This window comes from Streptomyces sp. NPDC005492 (assembly GCF_040605995.1).
Taxonomy (GTDB): Bacteria; Actinomycetota; Actinomycetes; order Streptomycetales; family Streptomycetaceae; genus Streptomyces.
In genome coordinates, this window is the sequence record NZ_JBEXDX010000002.1 from 210585 (window position 1) to 228080 (window position 17496).

The 17496-nt window shown below is 70.1% G+C and carries 19 protein-coding genes and 1 pseudogene; 10 read left to right on the forward strand and 10 right to left on the reverse strand.

Annotated features, from left to right (window positions below; genetic code table 11):
* Positions 1-151: 151 nt before the first annotated feature.
* Positions 152-1228, forward strand: a complete 1077-nt coding sequence (locus ABZT04_RS03755; RefSeq protein ID WP_356052559.1) for a helix-turn-helix transcriptional regulator — start codon at positions 152-154, stop codon at positions 1226-1228.
* Here the strand turns inward: ABZT04_RS03755 and ABZT04_RS03760 are convergent.
* Together ABZT04_RS03760 and ABZT04_RS03765 are read right to left on the reverse strand one after the other, a co-directional pair.
* Positions 1191-2174 carry a helix-turn-helix transcriptional regulator gene (locus ABZT04_RS03760; RefSeq protein WP_356052561.1) on the reverse strand — a complete coding sequence of 328 codons (984 nt, stop codon included), beginning with the start codon at positions 2172-2174 and terminating at the stop codon, positions 1191-1193. The genes ABZT04_RS03755 and ABZT04_RS03760 overlap by 38 nt on opposite strands.
* Positions 2171-3181 carry a helix-turn-helix transcriptional regulator gene (locus ABZT04_RS03765; RefSeq protein ID WP_356052563.1) on the reverse strand — a complete coding sequence of 337 codons (1011 nt, stop codon included), beginning with the start codon at positions 3179-3181 and terminating at the stop codon, positions 2171-2173. The genes ABZT04_RS03760 and ABZT04_RS03765 overlap by 4 nt, the downstream gene beginning before the upstream one ends.
* A gap of 144 nt (positions 3182-3325) precedes the next feature.
* Between ABZT04_RS03765 and ABZT04_RS03770 the strand changes: the two genes are divergently transcribed.
* Positions 3326-3505, forward strand: a complete 180-nt coding sequence (locus ABZT04_RS03770) for a hypothetical protein (RefSeq protein WP_356053049.1) — start codon at positions 3326-3328, stop codon at positions 3503-3505.
* Between the two features lies 1 nt (position 3506).
* Positions 3507-3842, forward strand: a complete 336-nt coding sequence (locus ABZT04_RS03775; protein ID WP_266770105.1) for a hypothetical protein — start codon at positions 3507-3509, stop codon at positions 3840-3842.
* 140 nt (positions 3843-3982) lie between these two features.
* Here ABZT04_RS03775 and ABZT04_RS03780 read toward each other — a convergent pair whose 3' ends face one another.
* A complete protein-coding gene (locus tag ABZT04_RS03780) occupies positions 3983-4396 on the reverse strand; it encodes a pyridoxamine 5'-phosphate oxidase family protein (protein ID WP_356052565.1) in 414 nt (137 codons plus the stop codon).
* A gap of 121 nt (positions 4397-4517) precedes the next feature.
* Here ABZT04_RS03780 and clpB point away from each other — a divergent pair, with 121 nt between their 5' ends.
* The 4 genes from clpB (at position 4518) to ABZT04_RS03800 (ending at position 9726) form a co-directional block, all read left to right on the forward strand.
* Complete coding sequence (clpB, locus tag ABZT04_RS03785) at positions 4518-7115, forward strand: ATP-dependent chaperone ClpB (protein WP_356052567.1); 2598 nt, start codon at positions 4518-4520, stop codon at positions 7113-7115.
* A gap of 137 nt (positions 7116-7252) precedes the next feature.
* Entirely contained in the window at positions 7253-8533 is a 1281-nt protein-coding gene (locus tag ABZT04_RS03790) for an ATP-binding protein (RefSeq protein ID WP_356052570.1), read from the forward strand.
* Complete coding sequence (locus ABZT04_RS03795; protein ID WP_356052573.1) at positions 8511-9101, forward strand: RloB family protein; 591 nt, start codon at positions 8511-8513, stop codon at positions 9099-9101. The genes ABZT04_RS03790 and ABZT04_RS03795 overlap by 23 nt, the downstream gene beginning before the upstream one ends.
* Positions 9102-9201: 100 nt before the next feature.
* Positions 9202-9726 carry a YbjN domain-containing protein gene (locus tag ABZT04_RS03800; protein WP_356052575.1) on the forward strand — a complete coding sequence of 175 codons (525 nt, stop codon included), beginning with the start codon at positions 9202-9204 and terminating at the stop codon, positions 9724-9726.
* Between the two features lie 30 nt (positions 9727-9756).
* On the opposite strand, the gene ABZT04_RS03805 is transcribed toward ABZT04_RS03800, so the two are convergent.
* The 7 genes and pseudogenes from ABZT04_RS03805 to ABZT04_RS03835 all read right to left on the reverse strand — a co-directional run bounded on the left by ABZT04_RS03805 (position 9757) and on the right by ABZT04_RS03835 (position 14396).
* A complete protein-coding gene (locus ABZT04_RS03805) occupies positions 9757-10821 on the reverse strand; it encodes a hypothetical protein (RefSeq protein WP_356053051.1) in 1065 nt (354 codons plus the stop codon).
* Between the two features lie 309 nt (positions 10822-11130).
* Complete coding sequence (locus tag ABZT04_RS03810) at positions 11131-12090, reverse strand: hypothetical protein (protein WP_356052577.1); 960 nt, start codon at positions 12088-12090, stop codon at positions 11131-11133.
* On the reverse strand, positions 12039-12641 hold the full coding sequence (locus ABZT04_RS03815; RefSeq protein WP_356053053.1) for a trypsin-like peptidase domain-containing protein: 603 nt from the start codon (positions 12639-12641) through the stop codon (positions 12039-12041). The genes ABZT04_RS03810 and ABZT04_RS03815 overlap by 52 nt, the downstream gene beginning before the upstream one ends.
* On the reverse strand, positions 12638-12799 hold the full coding sequence (locus ABZT04_RS03820; RefSeq protein WP_356053084.1) for a hypothetical protein: 162 nt from the start codon (positions 12797-12799) through the stop codon (positions 12638-12640). Before ABZT04_RS03820 ends, ABZT04_RS03815 begins: the two co-directional genes overlap by 4 nt.
* A pseudogene (locus ABZT04_RS03825) lies at positions 12768-12869 on the reverse strand (trypco2 family protein); the annotation flags it as partial. The gene ABZT04_RS03820 and the pseudogene ABZT04_RS03825, both read right to left, overlap by 32 nt.
* Positions 12847-13140 carry a type II toxin-antitoxin system prevent-host-death family antitoxin gene (locus ABZT04_RS03830; RefSeq protein WP_356052579.1) on the reverse strand — a complete coding sequence of 98 codons (294 nt, stop codon included), beginning with the start codon at positions 13138-13140 and terminating at the stop codon, positions 12847-12849. The gene ABZT04_RS03830 and the pseudogene ABZT04_RS03825, both read right to left, overlap by 23 nt.
* 62 nt (positions 13141-13202) lie before the next feature.
* Positions 13203-14396, reverse strand: a complete 1194-nt coding sequence (locus ABZT04_RS03835; RefSeq protein WP_356052581.1) for a pyridoxal phosphate-dependent aminotransferase — start codon at positions 14394-14396, stop codon at positions 13203-13205.
* Positions 14397-14525: 129 nt separating this feature from the next.
* Between ABZT04_RS03835 and ABZT04_RS03840 the strand changes: the two genes are divergently transcribed.
* The 3 genes from ABZT04_RS03840 to ABZT04_RS03850 all read left to right on the forward strand — a co-directional run bounded on the left by ABZT04_RS03840 (position 14526) and on the right by ABZT04_RS03850 (position 17439).
* Positions 14526-14825, forward strand: a complete 300-nt coding sequence (locus ABZT04_RS03840; RefSeq protein ID WP_356052584.1) for a hypothetical protein — start codon at positions 14526-14528, stop codon at positions 14823-14825.
* Positions 14826-15158: 333 nt separating this feature from the next.
* The gene (locus ABZT04_RS03845) at positions 15159-15695 is read left to right on the forward strand and encodes a DUF2617 family protein (RefSeq protein ID WP_356052586.1); all 537 of its coding nucleotides are present in this window, start codon (positions 15159-15161) and stop codon (positions 15693-15695) included.
* A gap of 103 nt (positions 15696-15798) precedes the next feature.
* Positions 15799-17439, forward strand: a complete 1641-nt coding sequence (locus ABZT04_RS03850; RefSeq protein ID WP_356052588.1) for a polyamine aminopropyltransferase — start codon at positions 15799-15801, stop codon at positions 17437-17439.
* The last annotated feature ends 57 nt before the right edge of the window (positions 17440-17496 follow it).

Genomic DNA, 17496 nt, shown 5'->3' on the forward strand with positions numbered 1-17496 from the left:
GCTTGTTGCAACGCGAGGCTCGGAGGCCGGGAGATAGCGGGTGATACCCCCAGTTTTCGGCTCCCGTTCGAGCGGGAGCCGTGTTGCGGAGCAGGTCCGGTCCGCGCATAGTTGCGCTGCGGAAGAGGCGGAGACCGGGGTGGGATGGGCGATGACCGGGCACGGGACGGACGAGCATCCACACGGTGCTGACCGACTGTGCGACGCCGGGGACCTCGTGTACTCCCGGGCCGTACGGCGGGGCCGTGTGCCGCGTACGGACGCCGAGCCGGTGCCGTGTCTGCTGGAGCTGGCCCTTCTCCACCCCGACCCCGACGACATGGACTGGCTGGTGCCGACCTCCCCGCAGGAGGTCATGACCCGGCTGCTGCGCGGGGTCTACGACGAGGTCAGCGAGAGCCACCGGCGGGTGGGTTCGGCGGTCGAGGCCTTCGAGCGGTACGCCGGTCTCGGCCGCCGTATCCAGGCGTCCGCCTCGGCGTCGGCGTCCCTGGAGGGCGCCGCGATCCGCGTCCTGGACGGTCTCTCGCGCATCCAGGCCGCGATGGACGACGCGACCGAGGCCTGCACGAGCGAGGTCCTCACCGTCCAGCCCGGCGGCATCCGCCGTGAACCGGAACTCACCGAGGGTCTGCACCGGGCTCTGGCCCTGCGCTCGCGCGGGGTGCGGATGCGCGACCTGTACACGCATGTCGCCCGGCACGGCCAAGGGCTCCTGAACTACCTGGAGTTGATGGGCGACGCGGTCGAGGCGCGGACGCTGGACGAGGTCGTCGACCGCCTCATCCTCTTCGACCGCACGGTCGCCTTCATCCCCGCCAACGCCGACCACACGATGGCCCTCGAACTGCGCCACCCGGCGCTGATCGACTACTTCGTCACGGTCTTCGACCGCCTGTGGCGCCTGGCGATCCCCGTCGCGGCCGCGCTGCCGGACACCGGTATCGATGGCATCTCGCACCGCGAACAGTCCATCGCGGCCCTGCTCGCGGACGGCCACCAGGACGCGGTGATCGCGGAACGGCTGGGCATAAGCGTGCGGACGTGCCGGGCCCATATCGCCCGCCTGTCGGAGACCCTGGGCGCGGCGAGCCGTACCCAGCTCGGGGTGCGCATCGCCCAGGCGGGGCTGGACAGCGCCCCGTCACGGATGCCGGAGGTGCCGGGCCTTCCGGAGGTACCGGCCCAGCTCACTCCCGCTGATCGAGAATCCCCGACCGCCCTATGAGATAGCCGAGTTGGGCGCGGCTCTCGCTGCCGAGGGTGGCGGCGAGTTTGGCGATGTGGACGCGGGCGGTGCGGATGTTCATGCCGAGGCGGTCGGCTATGACGGCGTCGGTGTGGCCCTCTATGAGCAGGCTCGCTATGGCCCGCTGGCGTGGGGGGACGCCGTTGAGGTGGGGCTGCTGTACCGCTTCGGGGTACATGGGGGTGGCCAGGTGCCAGAGGCGGTCGAAGACCGTGACGCAGAAGGTGATCAGGGAGGGGTGACGGACCTCCAGGGCCAGGGTGCGGTCCTCGTTGGCGGGGAGGAAGGCGACCGTGCGGTCCACGATGATGAGCCGGTCCGGGATCTCGTCCAGGGTGCGTGCCTCGACATCGCCGGTGAGTCGCTCGTAGCGGGCGAGGACGGACGGCGCGTGGCGCAGGGTGTGCTGGTAGAGCGTACGGATGCGGCCGCCGCGGTCCAGCAGGGCCTGGTCGCGGGCCAGGGCTTCGGCGCGGATCTCTGGGGTCGTCGGAACGGTGTGGGTCACGTGCGGCTGGATGGCCAGGATCTCGCCCGAGGAGTCGGCCATCGCTCTGGTGATGGCGCTGCTGATCCGGTCGAGCCCGCTCAGCACGCCGAGGGCGGGGACATGTTCCGTGCCCGTCCGGGGGCCGTCGATCCGCAGCAGCGGTTCGAAGGCCTCGGTCAGCCGCTGCTCGCGGCGCCGCTCGTCGGCGACGCGCTCCTCCATGGCCCGCAGCATCCGGTGTAGGGCGACCGCGGGGGCGACCGGCTCCAGTCGGCGCAGGTCCGTGACGGAGTGGGTCAGCAGACCGAAGTCGAGCAGACAGGGCGCCGGTTCGGCCTCAGAGCTGCTCACGTGCCCTTCGCGCAGGGCACGTTCGTACAGCTCCGTCCCCGCCGCGCAGAGGTCCTCGACGCCGTGCGGATGCGCTGCGGTCACGGGTGGCCATCTCCCCCCTGTGTCGAGTGGTCCTGCGCCAGCATCCCCGACTGGGCTATGAGGAAGCCGAGTTGGGCGCGGCTGCCACTGCCCAGGGCCGTCGCCAGTTTGGCGATGTGGGCGCGGCAGGTGCGCACGTTCATGCCCAGGCGGCGTGCGATCGCCTCGTCGACGTGGCCTTCGATGAGGAGCTTGGCGATCGAGTGCTGGATGTCGGTGATGCCGTCGGCGGCGGTCTCGTAGGGGCTGCCGGCGCTCAGCGGGACTGCGCGGCTCCACATGAACTCGAAGACCTTGATCAAGTAGAGGACGAGACCTGGGTGCCGCAGTTCCAGGGCGACCTGCCGGTCGTCGCGTATCGGGATGAAGGCCACTGCCTCGTCACAGATGACGAGGCGCTCGACCAGTTCGTCGATGGTGCGGTACTCCACCTTGCCGTTGGCGAACTGGTCCACGTAGGCCAGTCGTTCGGGGCTGTACCTGGCGGTGTGCTGGTAGAGCGTCCTGATCCGCACCCCACGTTCGATCAGCGGCCTGTCGCGTTCGAGCCCTTCGATGAGCCTGCTTTCGGGGCGATGGCCGCTCGGCTGGACGGTGAGCATCTCGTTCTGGCACTGGGCCGTGGCCAGGTCGAGCGCCGAGTTGATGCGGTCGAGCCCCTCCAGCACCGTGATGGAGTGCGTGGGCGCGGTCGCCTGGGCGCTGAGGGCCATGAAGGGCTCGAAAGCTTCGGCCAGATCGATCGACATACGCCGACGCTCTGATATCTCCCGCTCGATGGGGCTGAGCCGCTGGGCGAGGGCGATCGTCGGGGCTACCGGGCGCAACCAGTTGACGTCGTCCGGATCCGGCTGGAGCAGGGCGAACTCTGTCAAACAGGGAGCGTCCTCAACATCCGCGCGGGCGATACGTCCCGTCCGCAGCGCGTTCGCGTATAGACGCCCCCCCTCCTGGCACAGCTCTGTAACGGCATGGGGATGTGTCGCCTTAGTCCGATTTGTTGTCAAATCTCCACCCCCCAGGGTCCTGAACATGCAGGAACATGATGCACTGATTGTGTGGCCATGACGTGCCCGAATAAGCCATCGTCTTATCGGACGGGGGAATGAGGGGACCTTCAAGTGAGGACGAAGCCGACTATGCGTATGAGAATGCTTCGCTCGGTGCTTGTCGCCGCCTTCTCCGCCGTTGTGGCCTTCGGAGCAGCCGGTGGCCTCTCCGTCGCGAAGGGTGACGTTCGAGCGGACAGCGTCTGGGCAGTGACAACGGCTAGCGGTGCGGTGGCAAGTGGCGACACTAGTGACGGCACAGACGACAGCGTTTGGGCCTGACATGACGACTCCTCCCGACGACCGCTCCTTCCGCCGCGAAATGGCCACGGCCTACCGCTCCGGCTGGCACTTCATCGATCTGGCCACCGCCATCCCCCACAGCGGTGACTCGCTCATGGTGACCGTGTTCGGCGAGCCGGTCGTGGTGACGCGGGACGAGGACGAGGACGTACGGGCGTACCGGTGTCTGCGGCGGCCTCGGGGGGCGCCGCAGCCAGTGCGATGTGCCATCCGGTACGGAATGATCTTTGTGAATCTTGACCAGCGAGACCACCGGCTGGTGGAACCGGATGCCCCCGACGTCCAGACCATCTCAGCCACCCCCCGCAGTGCCTGACGCGATTCCCCCGTCGTAAAAGATCGCTCAGGTACTTCCCCCCGCAGCGGCGTCACCGTGACCTGAACACGGTGACGCCGCTGCAGTTTGTGCGGAATGTTCGGGTATGGGTACCGCGCCAGTGGCCAGAACTGATCGCTTCAGCCCTTCCCCAGCGCTCGCGTCAGCTCGATCTCGATCACCACCCGGGACGGGTTCGGCGACGGCGTCCGTCCGTAGCGCTCGGCATACCGGCGCTCCGCCTCCGCGACCCGGTCGCGTTCCAGGCGTACGAAGCCCCGGCCCTCCAGCGTCGCCCAGCGCCGCCCGTCCACCTGGCACACGGCGACCCGCGCCCCCTCGGGGCCGGCGGCCAGGACGTTCGCCACCTTCCTGCTGGACTTGTTCGCGATGACCCGAGCCAGTCCCGCCTCCGGGTCGTATGTCACCCCGACAGGCACGACATGTGGGCTGCCGTCGGGGCGCGGAGTCGTGAGGGTGCACAGATGTCGTTCCTGCCAGAAGGTGAGGTACGACGGGTCGGGATCGCCCGGGTCGACCGGATGTGAGGTCATGGTCCCGGAACTTAGTCCGTCGATCCTCCCCGCCACTGCCTTGAGTGGAATAGACTCAACTTTGTGCACGTTGACCGAGTCAGTCCGTGCACGAAGGCTGTAGGAGGAGGAGTACCGGAACGTGGACGCCGAGCTGACCAACAGGAGCCGGGACGCGATCAACGCGGCCAGCAAGCGTGCCGTGACCGGGGGGCACGCGGATCTGACCCCGGCGCATCTGCTGCTTGCCCTGCTGGAGGGGCAGGACAACGAGAACATCACCGACCTGCTGGCCGCCGTCGACGCCGACCAGGCCGCCGTGCGGTCCGGTGCCGAGCGGGTGCTCGGCGCACTGCCCAGCGTGGCCGGGGCCACGGTCGCGCCCCCGCAGCCCAGCCGTGAGCTGCTGGCCGTGCTCGCGGACGCCGGCGAGCGCGCGAAGGACCTCGGCGACGACTACGTCTCGACCGAGCACCTGCTGATCGGTATCGCCGCCAAGGGCGGCGCGGCCGGCGACGTACTCTCCCAGCAGGGGGCCGGCGCGCAGAAGCTGCTGGACGCGTTTCAGAAGAGCAGGGGAGGGCGCCGGGTGACCACACCCGACCCCGAGGGGCAGTACAAGGCGCTGGAGAAGTTCGGTACGGACTTCACGGCCGCCGCGCGCGAGGGCAAGCTCGACCCCGTCATCGGGCGGGACCAGGAGATCCGGCGGGTGGTGCAGGTGCTGTCGCGCCGCACCAAGAACAACCCCGTCCTCATCGGCGAGCCCGGCGTCGGCAAGACCGCCGTCGTCGAGGGGCTGGCGCAGCGGATCGTGAAGGGGGATGTGCCGGAGTCCCTCAAGAACAAGCGGCTGGTGTCGCTGGACCTCGGTGCGATGGTCGCGGGCGCGAAGTACCGCGGCGAGTTCGAGGAGCGGCTCAAGACCGTCCTCGCGGAGATCAAGGACTCCGACGGCCAGATCATCACCTTCATCGATGAGCTGCACACCGTCGTGGGCGCCGGCGCGGGCGGCGACTCCGCCATGGACGCCGGCAACATGCTGAAGCCGATGCTCGCCCGCGGCGAACTGCGCATGGTCGGCGCGACGACCCTGGACGAGTACCGCGAGCGCATCGAGAAGGACCCGGCGCTGGAGCGCCGCTTCCAGCAGGTGCTGGTCGCGGAGCCGACGGTCGAGGACACGATCGCGATCCTGCGCGGCCTGAAGGGGCGTTACGAGGCCCACCACAAGGTCGTCATCGCGGACAGCGCGCTGGTGGCGGCGGCCACCCTCTCCGACCGGTACATCACCTCCCGCTTCCTCCCCGACAAGGCGATCGACCTGGTCGACGAGGCGGCGTCCCGGTTGCGCATGGAAATCGACTCGTCCCCGGTCGAGATCGACGAACTCCAGCGCTCCGTCGACCGGTTGAAGATGGAGGAGCTGGCGCTCGACAAGGAGACGGACGCCGCCTCGATCGAGCGTCTGGAGAAGCTGCGCCGCGATCTCGCCGACCGCGAGGAGGAGCTGCGCGGCCTCAATGCCCGCTGGGAGAAGGAGAAGCAGTCCCTCAACCGGGTCGGCGAGCTGAAGGAGAAGCTCGACGAACTGCGCGGGCAGGCCGAACGCGCCCAGCGCGACGGCGACTTCGACACCGCCTCCAAGCTGCTCTACGGCGAAATCCCGTCCCTGGAGCGGGACTTGGAGGAGGCCTCCGAGGCCGAAGAAGAGGCCGCCAAGGACACGATGGTGAAGGAAGAGGTCGGCCCCGACGACATCGCGGACGTCGTCGGCTCCTGGACCGGCATCCCGGCAGGCCGCCTCCTGGAGGGCGAGACCCAGAAACTCCTGCGCATGGAGGAGGAGTTGGGCCGTCGCCTCATCGGCCAGCGGGAGGCCGTACAGGCGGTCTCCGACGCGGTACGGCGCACCCGCGCCGGCATCGCGGACCCGGACCGCCCCACCGGCTCCTTCCTCTTCCTCGGCCCGACGGGCGTCGGCAAGACCGAACTGGCCAAAGCCCTGGCCGACTTCCTCTTCGACGACGAGCGGGCGATGGTCCGTATCGACATGTCGGAGTACGGCGAGAAGCACAGTGTGGCCCGACTGGTCGGCGCCCCGCCCGGATACGTCGGCTACGAGGAGGGCGGCCAGCTCACCGAGGCGGTGCGCAGGCGCCCGTACTCGGTGATCCTGCTCGACGAGGTCGAGAAGGCGCACCCGGAGGTCTTCGACGTCCTGCTCCAGGTGCTGGACGACGGGCGGCTCACGGACGGCCAGGGCCGCACGGTCGACTTCCGCAACACCATCCTGATCCTCACCTCCAACCTGGGCAGCAACTTCCTGATCGACCCGATCACCGGCGAGGACGAGAAGAAGGCACAGGTCCTCCAGGTGGTCCGGTCCTCCTTCAAGCCGGAGTTCCTCAACCGCCTCGACGACCTGGTGGTCTTCTCCGCCCTGAACCGCGAGGAGCTGGGCCGCATCGCCGGCCTCCAGATCGACCGCCTCGCCAAGCGCCTGGCCGAACGCAGGCTCACACTGGAAGTCAGCGACGAGGCCCTGGCCTGGCTCGCGGACAACGGCAACGACCCGGCCTACGGCGCCCGCCCCCTGCGCCGCCTCGTCCAGACGGCCATCGGCGACCGCCTCGCCAAGGAGATCCTGGCGGGCGAGGTCAAGGACGGCGACACGGTGCGCGTGGACGCCTTCGGGGAGGGGCTGATCGTGGGGCCGACGACGGGGAAGACGCTGTAGCCGGTCGCCGGTACGTGCGGGCCCGTCACCCCTGTGGGTGGCGGGCCTGTTCTTTGTGCACGCGTGCACATAGCATGGAGCAGACCTCGAAATGTGCTATTCACTTGTTCACAAGGCCTGGAAGTGAGGTGTGAGGGGTGCTGCTGAGCTTCCGTGTGGCCAACCACGGCTCGCTGCGTGAGCCGCAGGAGCTGAACCTCGTGCCGGTTTATGAGGACGAGCGGCCGGCGCTGACTGTCGCGGCGATCTATGGGGCGAATGCTTCGGGGAAGTCGACGGTGCTGGACGCGTACCAGTTCTTCCGGCGGGCGGTGGAGGAGTCGCAGGCCCGGTGGCTGCCAGGTGCGCCCATTGAGCGGCGGCCATTTCTGCTGGACCACGAGAGCAGGAACGAGCCGTCGACGTATGCCGTGGACTTGCTGATCGACGAGATTCGGTATGTGTACGGATTCGCCGTCACCGACACGGAGGTGGCGGAAGAGTGGCTGTACGTCTACCCCAAGGGCCGCAAGCGGGTTCTCTTCGAGCGTCGGGGCATGGACGTGACGTTCGGGAACTCGCTGGGGGGCGAGCGGGCGGCGGCGGAGCGGGTGATGCGGCCGAACAGTCTGTATCTGTCTGCTGCTGCGCAGACCGCGCATGAGCAGTTGGGGGTGGTGTGGGAGAAGATGCACTCCGTTCAGGTCGTCAACGATCGCACGCGGCACGCCCTCACCACCGGTGGTGCACTCCTCACCCAGTTGTTCGAGACGTTTGAGAAAGCGGGTCTTGCGGGGAGCGACGCGGTCTTGGCGGCGGCTGATCTCGGAGCGCACGGCGTACGTCGAGGTATGGACGACGACCCTCTCTTTGCCGGAGTGCAAGACACTGAGGAGTGGGACCGGCTTCAGGGCGACTTCAAGGCCGCCATGTCGAAGTCCCTGTACTTCGTGCATCGTGTGGGAGACGAGGAATTCCTGCTCTCGGCCAAGGATGAGTCAGCCGGCACCAAGACCTGGTTGAACCTGGTTTCTTGGGCGTTGCTCGCTCTGCCGTCGGGGCGCCAGATCTGGATCGACGAGGTGGATGTCAGCCTGCACCCGCTGCTTGCCGCGAAGCTCGTCAAGCTGTTCCAGAACCCGGAACTCAACCCCCTCGGCGCTCAGTTGGTCTTCACCACCCACAGCGCCTCATTGCTCGGCACCATGCTGGGTGAGGAGGTCCTTCGCCGGGACCAGATCTGGTTCGTGGAGAAGAGCCCGGAGACCGGTGCCTCGGAGCTGTTCCCGCTCAGCGACTTCAAGCCGCGCAAGGGGGAGAACTTCGAGCGGCGGTACCTCGCGGGTAGCTACGGCGCGGTGCCGGTGTTGCCGGACACTGCGCTGGAAGACGTGGTCAGGAAGTTCTGGGGGGCGTATGCCAAGGCCGTTTCCGCGTGAGGGCTCGGGTCGGCGGCGCGGCCCCACCCGTAGATCCGCCCGGACCATTCTCGTCGTCTGCGGCAGCAAAGAGACGGAACGCCAGTACCTCCAAGGACTGCGGGACCACCTCCGCAACCCCGCCGTCTCCGTCGTCGTACGCGGAAAGGCCTGCTCGCCGACCCAGCTTGTCGCCTACGCCAAGACGCAGCGGAACGTCGGCAAGGGCGACTTCGACGAGGTGTGGTGCGTCTTCGACGTGGACCAGTTCGTGGATGTCGCCCAGGCCGTGACCGTCGCCGGGCGAGCGGGTATCAAGGTCGCGATCTCCAACCCGTGCTTCGAACTGTGGCTGCTTCTCCACTTCGCGCGGCAGACGGCACACGTCGCGACGTACAAACAAATTCTCCCGCTCCTGCAGAAGCACGTCCCGGGCTACGACAAGACCCGCGTCGACTTCGCCCTCTACCGTGACGGCCGTGCCGATGCCACGACACGTGCCCAGGACCTCGACCCGACGGGCCAGGACCACGCCCGTAATCCCTCCACAGGCGTGTGGCAGCTCGTCGAGAGGATAGAGGGACACTGACCGGATTCGATCAGCCCGTGGCGGACAGTCTCGGCAGGGGTTGCCACCCCCCTCCCCGCATGGGGGAGGATGGCGGAATCCGTACGAAGGGAAATACACGGTGAGCATCGACCCGTCCTCGATTCCGAACTTCGGGGGCCAGCCCGAGCCCCAAGGACCGACGGGCCCCGTCGTCCCGGATCAGGACCTTGTGAAGCAGCTCCTCGACCAGATGGAGCTGAAGTATGTCGTCGACGACGAGGGTGACCTCGCGGCGCCGTGGGAGCAGTTCCGTACGTATTTCATGTTCCGCGGCGAGGACGACCAGCTCGTCTTCTCGGTGCGGACGTTCTACGACCGTCCCCACGAGATCGACGCCAAGCCGCAACTGCTGGAGTCCATCGACGACTGGAACCGCCGCACCCTGTGGCCCAAGGTCTACAGCCACACCCATGACGACGGCACCGTCCGTCTGATCGGTGAGGCGCAGATGCTGATCGGCACCGGCGTCGACCTGAACCACTTCGTGTCCTCGACGGTCAGTTGGGTGCGCGCCGCCATCGAGTTCGACCGCTGGCTGGTCGAGCAGCTCGGCCTCACCGAGGAAGTCGATGAGTCGGAGAAGCCCGAGGACGACGAGGAGTAGTCGCTCCGTCACTCCAGTCCGTGCGCTGAACTACAGCGGTGTGTGGGCGTACACCACCACATACGCGCCGTATGCGAACGAGAGCCCGGCCAGGGCCGCGACCACCACGGTCGCGTGCCAGGGCCGGGCTCTCGCCGTCCGGACCAGCGCGCGGGCCGGTGGCAGCAGGAGCGGGAACGCCGGGAGCAGGAAGCGCGGCTTCGACTCGAAGAAGCCCGAGCCGCCGAGCGCGATGAGGAGAAGGATTCCGCTGTAGACGAGGAGGGGGAGCGGGGGCCGGTCGGCCACCAGGAGGGCATAGAGCAGGACGCCCGTAGCCACGATCACCATCGTCATCGCGAAGGCGAAGGGGCCGCCGTGCAGGAGTTGGTGCTTGATGGAGCGCAGGGAGCCGTCGCCGAGGTCGAAGGTCGAGCCCCACAGGCTCTGCACCCGGAAGTAGCCGTGCAACAGGTCGCCCTCGTGTCGACCCACCCACAGGACGTACGCCCCCCAGCCCAGCGGCGCCAGGGCCGCGCCCGTCCACAGCCTGTGGGAAACCCGGCCGCGTCCGCGCCAGATCTCGTACGCGGCCGTGGCCAGAACCGCCGCCGCGACCGCGAAACCGTTCGGCCGGGACAGGCCCGCCAGGGCCGCCAGCGTGCCCGCCCACACCCAGCGGCCGGTGAGGACGGCGTACAGCGACCAGGCGGCGAACGCGGTCAGCACCGGTTCGGTGTACGCCATGGTCAGTACGACGGAGTGCGGGAGGAGGGCCCAGAGCAGGACCAGCGTGGTGGCCACCGCGCGGCCGTAGAGGTGCGTGCCGATCGCGTAGATGCCGCATGCGGCGGCCGCCGCCGCGGTCCAGGACACCACCAGGCCCGCCCCGCCGCCGCTCAGCGGGGTCAGCGCGGCGAGCGAGTGCACCAGGCCCGGGTACAGCGGGAAGAACGCCAGGTCGCTCCGGATGACGCCGGGCCGGACGTGCTGGGTGCGGACATAGCCGTGGGCGGCGATCCCCAGGTACCACCGTGAGTCCCAGGAGCGGGCGAGCAGCGCGACCGGGTGCCCTTCGCGGGCCCAGGCGGTCACGGCGAGCACGGCCGCGCCCATGAGCCGGGCCACGGCGAACAGGGCGAGGGCGGAACCGGCCGTCACCAGGTGGGCGTGCCGGGGGCGGGCGCGTCCGCCGACGCCGGGGCGGGCGACGGTGGGAGGCGGCGGAGCGGGCGTACGAGTGCGGGTGCTGGCGTGGGTCACACCCGCACAGTGCCGGGGCAGCGCGATCTTCGCGAGCAGGGCGCGCCCGGGCGGGTGCGCTTTCGACGCGTTCGGCGTGGCGGCGTGACGGGACGGCCGCCGCCCTCTTCGTCATCCGCCCTCTTCGTCACCGCGCACCGGAACGGCCGGGCGCCATCCGGGTCAGGAACCGCAGACGGTGACTCGGACGCCGGGGAGTGGGGGGACCGGAGTGTCCGGGGGTACCTGGCGCAGGACCAGGCGGCGCAGGTCGGGGAGGGCGGCGGTCATGGCCGGCAGGTCCGCCTCCGGGGACGAGTCCAGGACGACCGAGCGGACGTCGTCCACCTCGTCGAACCGGATCCTGCGCGCGCCGGAGACCAGGCTCAGATGGCGAACCCGCCGGCCGGCCGGGAGGCGGTCCAGGTCGCGTGGGCGGGATTCCAGGCGCAGGCTGTCCAGCCGTACGCCGGGCAGGCCGGCGAGGTCGACGCGGGTGGTGATGCCCTCGATGACGAGCCTGGAGATGCGTGTCCCGCGCAGCGGGGACAGGTCCACGGGGCGGGCGCCGGCGTTTCGGGCGCACCGGTCCAGGACGAGCACCCGGAGCGAGGGGACGCCCGGCAGGGTGCGCAGCGAGGTCATGTCGTTGTCGCGCAGGGTGAGCCGGCGCAGGCGGGGCAGTTCGGTGAGCGGGGTCAGGTCGAAGACGCTGTTGCGCAGGGTCAGCGTGACGATCGACTTGAGGTCGCTGATGTGGTCGGTGCGGCGGCCGTTCTGCAGCTCGACGTCGAAGCGGCTGAAGTCGATCTGGCTGAGCACGTCCCGCGCGTACGTCTCGTAGTCCCCGTACCGGCCCCATGCCTCCAGCAGCTCGTTGATCACCCGGGGCGGGGCGCCGGGCACGGCGTACTGGAGGATCTTCTCGATCGCGCCGGTCGGGTTGTCCCAGCGGGCCGCGATCCGGGCCGCCGCGCGCACCACCAGGACGGCCTGTTCGTCGGTGATGTTGCGCGGGTCGGGCAGCAGGTCGAGGACGAAAGGACCGGCCGCGGCGAGCTGGTCGGCGGCGCCCCGGTCGCGCGGCGGGATCAGTACGGCCAGGTCGTCGTTGACCTGGTCGCGTACGTCTCCTCCGCCCACAGCACGGCCCCCGACATGCCCTCCCACGGGGACACCGCGCCGCCCGTGCCGGGGGCGAGGAGGGCGGGCCGGGCGGAGACGACCACCTCCAGGGTGTGTTCCCGCCAGTGCGACAGGAGCGCCACGGTGCCGATCACATGGGCGCTGTCCCTGAACCAGGCCGGGGAGGTGGCGGCCGTGGTGCCCGCTCCGGTGCCTCCACGCAGCTTCCAGCGGGGGAACCCCACTGCCTGTACGGGCAGTTGGGCGGCCCGCGTCCTGATCCGCCCGTATCCGGCCTGCACCGGCGCCGGTTCGTCCGGCCGGGGCGCGATGCGTACCGCAGCGAGGTCCGAGGCGTCGTCGGCGGACCAGGACAGCGCGTCCGCCGTCCACTCTCCCGGCAGATCGGGCTCGAAGCGGACGCGCACGGACACGGCGTCCTCCAGGACGTGCGCGGCGGTCAGCACGGCCTCGCCGTTGACCCGGTAACCCGACCCGCGCCGCCGCCCGTTGGCGTGGGTCACCACCAACTCGGCGACCCGCGCACGGTCCAGGCCCTCGGAGCTCATCGCTCGCCGTCGACTTCCTCGCCGGAGATCTTGCCGTCGGCGCCGAGCTCCGCGACCCAGAACCTGACCTTGCCCCCCGCCACCGGCCTCTCGGCCCACTTCCAGCGCCAACTCCAGCTCGACCGGCCCCAGTTCGAACCGCGGCCCGGCACTCTCACCGGCCCGCATGGCCTCGGTGAGCTCCGCCCGTAACTGCGCTATCAATTCAGCCAGTTCCACACCTGGCATCACGACCACCCCCGTTCCCAGCAGTTGTCCCCGGGGGTGTGGGGCTGTAAGCGTCTTCGGTCGCCAGCTCGCGTACGGCGCTGCCGCCGTTCTCCAACTCGTCGATGGACGCAAGCAGGCGCCGGGCGTTCGCCGGGCTGCGCAGCAGGTACGCCGTCTCCTTCAGGGACTCGTAGTCCTCAAGGGAGACGATGACGACCGGGTCGTGTCCGGCCCGGGTGATGACGACCTCTTCACGGTCAGCCCTCCTTTGACGTACAGCACATCGCACGTCGACACTTGTGGCGCGGCAAGCATGCGAATGAGGCCGTGGCCGCCTCCATACCGCTTCGGTCAGTGGCCGAACGCCTTGTGCAGCCGCTCCACCGCCTCCTCCAGCACACTCACCCGCTTGCAGAACGCGAACCGTACGAAGGGCGCCCCCGCCTCCCGGTGGTCGTAGAAGACGGCGTTGGGGATGGCGACGACGCCGGCGCGTTCCGGCAGGGCGCGGCAGAAGGTGACGCCGTCGGGGGTGGCGAGGGGGCTGATGTCGGTGGTGATGAAGTACGTGCCGGCCGGGGTGAAGACCTTGAAGCCGGCCTCCGTCAGGCCCTTCGCCAGGATGTCCCGCTTGGTCAGCATGTCCGCGCGGAAGGCGTCGAAGTAGGAGTCGGGGAGGGATAGCGCTTCCGCCACCGCGTACTGGAACGGGCCCGAGGCGACGTAGGTCAGGAACTGCTTCGCCGACCGGACCGCCGTCACCAGCGCGGGCGTTCCCGTCACCCAGCCCACCTTCCAGCCCGTGAACGAGAACGTCTTGCCCGCCGAACCGATCGACACCGTGCGCTCCCGCATCCCCGGGAAGGTGGCGAGCGGGATGTGCTCGGCCGCGTCGAAGACCAGGTGCTCGTAGACCTCGTCGGTGATCACCAACAGGTCGCGTTCGACGGCCAGTTCGGCGATCGCGGCGAGTTCCTCGCGGGTGAGGACGGTGCCGGTGGGGTTGTGCGGGGTGTTGATCAGAAGGAGGCGGGTGCGGGGTGTGATCGCGGTGCGGAGTTCGTCGAGGTCGAGGCGGAACGTATCACCGTGCGGGCGCAGGGTGACCGGTACCCGGGTGCCGCCCGCCATCGCGATGCAGGCGGCGTAGGAGTCGTAGTACGGCTCCAGGGCGACGACCTCGTCACCGGGTTCCAGCAACGCCAGCAGGGCCGCCGCGATCGCCTCCGTCGCGCCCGCCGTGACCAGGACCTCGGTGTCGGGGTCGTAGGACAGGCCGTAGCGGCGCTCCTGGTGGGCGGTGATCGCGGCGCGGAGTTCGGGGACGCCGGGGCCCGGTGGGTACTGGTTGCCACGTCCGTCGCGCAGCGCGCGCACCGCCGCCTCGCGGATCTCCTCGGGGCCGTCCGTGTCGGGGAAACCCTGGCCGAGGTTGATCGACCCGGTGGTCAGCGCCAGGGCGGACATCTCGGCGAAGATCGTCGTCCCGAACTCGGCGAGCCGGCGGTTGAGGAGGGGGCGTGCGCTGGAGGTCATGCCCGTCATCCTGCGCCCAAGCTCTGGACTTGCTCAACTCTGCTTTGGCGGACGAACGGGCCGGGCATCCCTGCTTCACGCACCAACCGGGGCGCCCACGGGGGGCCGCTTCGGGGGAATCGGAAGGAGGGTGACGTCATGTTCTTCTTCGTCATCCTGGCGGTGATCGCGGTTGTCTTCGTGGGGGCCATCGCCTCCGCGGGCCGTAAGAGCAGGATCAGCAAGGGTTCGGGCCGGCGGGGCGGGGCGTTCGGGGGAAGCGCCGCCGGCACGAGCAGCAGTTGGTGGGCCGGGGACGGCGGTTCGTCGTCCGGGGGTGGGCACCATGGGGGCGGCCACCACTCCTGCGGCGGCGGGCACTCGTCCTGCGGAGGCGGCTCGTCGTGTGGTGGAGGGTCGTCCTGCGGGGGCGGAGGCGGCTGCGGCGGGGGCAACTGAGCACCGGGGAAAGGCCCGTGACCGGGGTCGCGACGCCCGCCGGGAGAGCTTTCCCGGCGGGCGCTCCGGCGCGCGCCTGACCCTCCTGGGCGTACGCCCTGGTTGAACAGTTGAGCTGTGGAGCCCCCTGAGGGATGGAAACCCCACGAAGTTGGGTAAAAACGCTGTGGTGGCGCCACCGCTCATGATTCCCTCTACATCACCAACGCGGCCCCTCGGACGTCCTGCGGACACTGTCTCCTGACTGGGCTGACCAGGCCGAACTCCCGGTGTCGACCGGGGTGCGCCGGACCCCCACACTCCCCTTTCTTTGCGTGCCTGCGGAGCCGATCCATGCTCACGACCCTGAAGACCTGTTACACCGATACGCGCGCGGCCGACCTCGCCTGGACCCTGGGGCGCGAGCCGCTTCCCGCCCTGGCCACGCTCGACCTCGAACTGACGGGTGCGAAGCTCCAGTTGAGACTGCTCGGTGCGTCCCACCAGGTACTCCTGGACGAGGAGCGGGGCGGTTGTTCGGAGACGGTCGCGTGCATCCCGGGTTCCAGCACACCGCTGCCGCTCGGGGTCGCCAAGCGGATCGGCGACTGGGAGTACGAGTTCGCGGCCCGGGTCGAGGTGCTGTCCCCGGGGCAGTTCGCGGGCCGCGCCCAGGAACTGCTCGCTCTGGTCGCCGACCATCCCAACGGACTGGCCGGGGTCTTCCCCGGCAGCCCGCACGCCTTCACCGCGATGCTCGCCCAGCGGCACGAGGGCCAGGTGCACTGGCGCACCTGGCACGCCTATCCACAGGACGGCCAACTGGTGGCGACCCGGACACGGGTGGGGGTACGGGTGCCGGCGGGGCGCTCGATGCTGTCCCCCGCCTGAGCCGCACGCGCCACCACAGGACGACACCGCCCCGGGCCGGTGTAAACACATTCCACACGTGTGGGTGACGAAGCGTGCCCGTTGTGTGACGTAACGTCGCAGCGTGATCGAACCGCACGCGCCGGCCCGGCCGGGCACCCAGCCGCCGTGGACAGCCCCCGCGCGGCTGCCCGTACGGCCGGACACGGGCCGGTTCCTGGTGCTCGCGGGTGTCTTCGTCTGCGCCGCCTGCGGACTCGTGTACGAACTCGAACTCGTCGCCCTCGCCTCGTACTTGATCGGCGACTCGGTCACCCAGGCGTCCGTCGTCCTGTCCGTGATGGTCTTCGCGATGGGCATCGGCTCGCTCGCCGCGAAGCGGCTGCGCCGGCACGCGGCGGCCGGTTTCGGCGCGGTCGAGGCGGCCCTCGCGCTGATCGGCGGATGCAGCGCGATGGCGTTGTACGCGGTCTTCGCCTGGACCGGGGACTGGGGCGGGCCGTGGGCGCAGGGCCCGCGCTGTCTCCTGGTCGCCTTCTCCCTCGCCATCGGCCTGCTGATCGGCGCCGAGGTCCCGCTGCTGATGGAGCTGATCCAGCGCATCCGCCGCCAGGACGCGGGCGGCGCGGTCGCCGACCTCTTCGCGGCGGACTACGTCGGCGCCCTGGTCGGCGGTCTCGCGTTCCCCTTCCTGCTCCTCCCCTTCCTCGGCCAGTTGACCGGCACCCTGCTCACCGGCACCGTCAACGTGGTGGCCGGCGGCTGTCTGGTCCTCGGCCTGTTCCGCCGCGACCTCAGCCGCCGGGGCCGCTGGCTCCTGGTGATCGCCAACCTCGCGGTCCTCGGCCTGCTCGCCTCCGCGGCCGTCCTGGTCGACGACTTCGAGCGGGCCGCGCGGCAGGCGGTCTACGGCGAGGACGTCCGCGTCGCGCTCCGGACCGGCGTCCAGGAGGTCGTCCTCACGGGCGGCGACCACGGCCGCCCCCTCGACCTCTTCCTCGACGGCCGCCTGAGGGTCGGCGGACGCGACGAGCGCCGGTACCACGAAGCCCTCGTCCACCCCGCGATGGACGGCCCCCACGCGCGCGTGCTCGTGCTCGGCGGCGGCGACGGCCTCGCCGCCCGCGAGGTGCTCCGCCACCGGGGCGTGCGCCGCGTCGACATCGACGAACTCGACGCGGGCGTCGTCCGGTTGGCCCGCCGCGACCCCGCCCTCGCCGCGCTCAACGACCACGTCTACGACGACCCGCGCGTCCACGTCACCACCGGCGACGCCTTCGACCTGCTGCGTGGAGTCCGCCCGGGGACGTACGACGTGGTGATCGCCGACCTCCCCGACCCCGGCATCACCGCCAGCACCAAGCTGTACTCCCAGGAGTTCTACGGCCTCGCCCGCCGCGCCCTCACCGAGCCCGGCCGGCTGGCCGTGCACGCCGGACCGGTCTCCTCCCGGCCCCGTGTCTTCTGGACCGTGGTCTCCACCCTCCGCGCGGCCGGCCTGCACCCCGCCCCCTACCGCGTCGGCGGCCGCGCCCCGGGCTTCGCCGCGGGCCCCGACCGCACGACCGACACATCCCGGGGCCCGCGCGACTGGGGGTTCGTACTGGCGACCCGGGGCGGGCGGCAGCCGGCGCTGCGGCTCGCCCCCCGGGGACCACGGCTGCGGACGCTGACGGAGACGGGCCTGGCGGCGGACGAGCGGGCGGCGGAGCGGACGCGGGTGCCGGGGCTGGCGGCCTCGACGCTGGTGCATCCGCGGTACTGAGGGGCCGCGAACCGAGGGGTGTGGTGCGCAGCCTCCGGAAGGCGCCCGCACTGGGTA

What these genes read in the sequence shown, in the direction of transcription:
- ABZT04_RS03815 (WP_356053053.1), bottom strand. Translation starts at nt 12,641, where the DNA reads ATGAGCTCCGAGGGCCTGGACCGTGCGCGGGTCGCCGAGTTGGTGGTG.
- ABZT04_RS03835 (WP_356052581.1), bottom strand. Translation starts at nt 14,396, where the DNA reads ATGACGGGCATGACCTCCAGCGCACGCCCCCTCCTCAACCGCCGGCTC.
- ABZT04_RS03805 (WP_356053051.1), bottom strand. Translation starts at nt 10,821, where the DNA reads ATGGGCGCGGCCGTGCTCGCCGTGACCGCCTGGGCCCGCGAAGGGCAC.
- ABZT04_RS03780 (WP_356052565.1), bottom strand. Translation starts at nt 4,396, where the DNA reads ATGACCTCACATCCGGTCGACCCGGGCGATCCCGACCCGTCGTACCTC.
- ABZT04_RS03845 (WP_356052586.1), top strand. Translation starts at nt 15,159, where the DNA reads ATGCTCACGACCCTGAAGACCTGTTACACCGATACGCGCGCGGCCGAC.
- ABZT04_RS03755 (WP_356052559.1), top strand. Translation starts at nt 152, where the DNA reads ATGACCGGGCACGGGACGGACGAGCATCCACACGGTGCTGACCGACTG.
- ABZT04_RS03795 (WP_356052573.1), top strand. Translation starts at nt 8,511, where the DNA reads ATGCCAAGGCCGTTTCCGCGTGAGGGCTCGGGTCGGCGGCGCGGCCCC.
- ABZT04_RS03840 (WP_356052584.1), top strand. Translation starts at nt 14,526, where the DNA reads ATGTTCTTCTTCGTCATCCTGGCGGTGATCGCGGTTGTCTTCGTGGGG.
- ABZT04_RS03770 (WP_356053049.1), top strand. Translation starts at nt 3,326, where the DNA reads ATGCTTCGCTCGGTGCTTGTCGCCGCCTTCTCCGCCGTTGTGGCCTTC.
- ABZT04_RS03775 (WP_266770105.1), top strand. Translation starts at nt 3,507, where the DNA reads ATGACGACTCCTCCCGACGACCGCTCCTTCCGCCGCGAAATGGCCACG.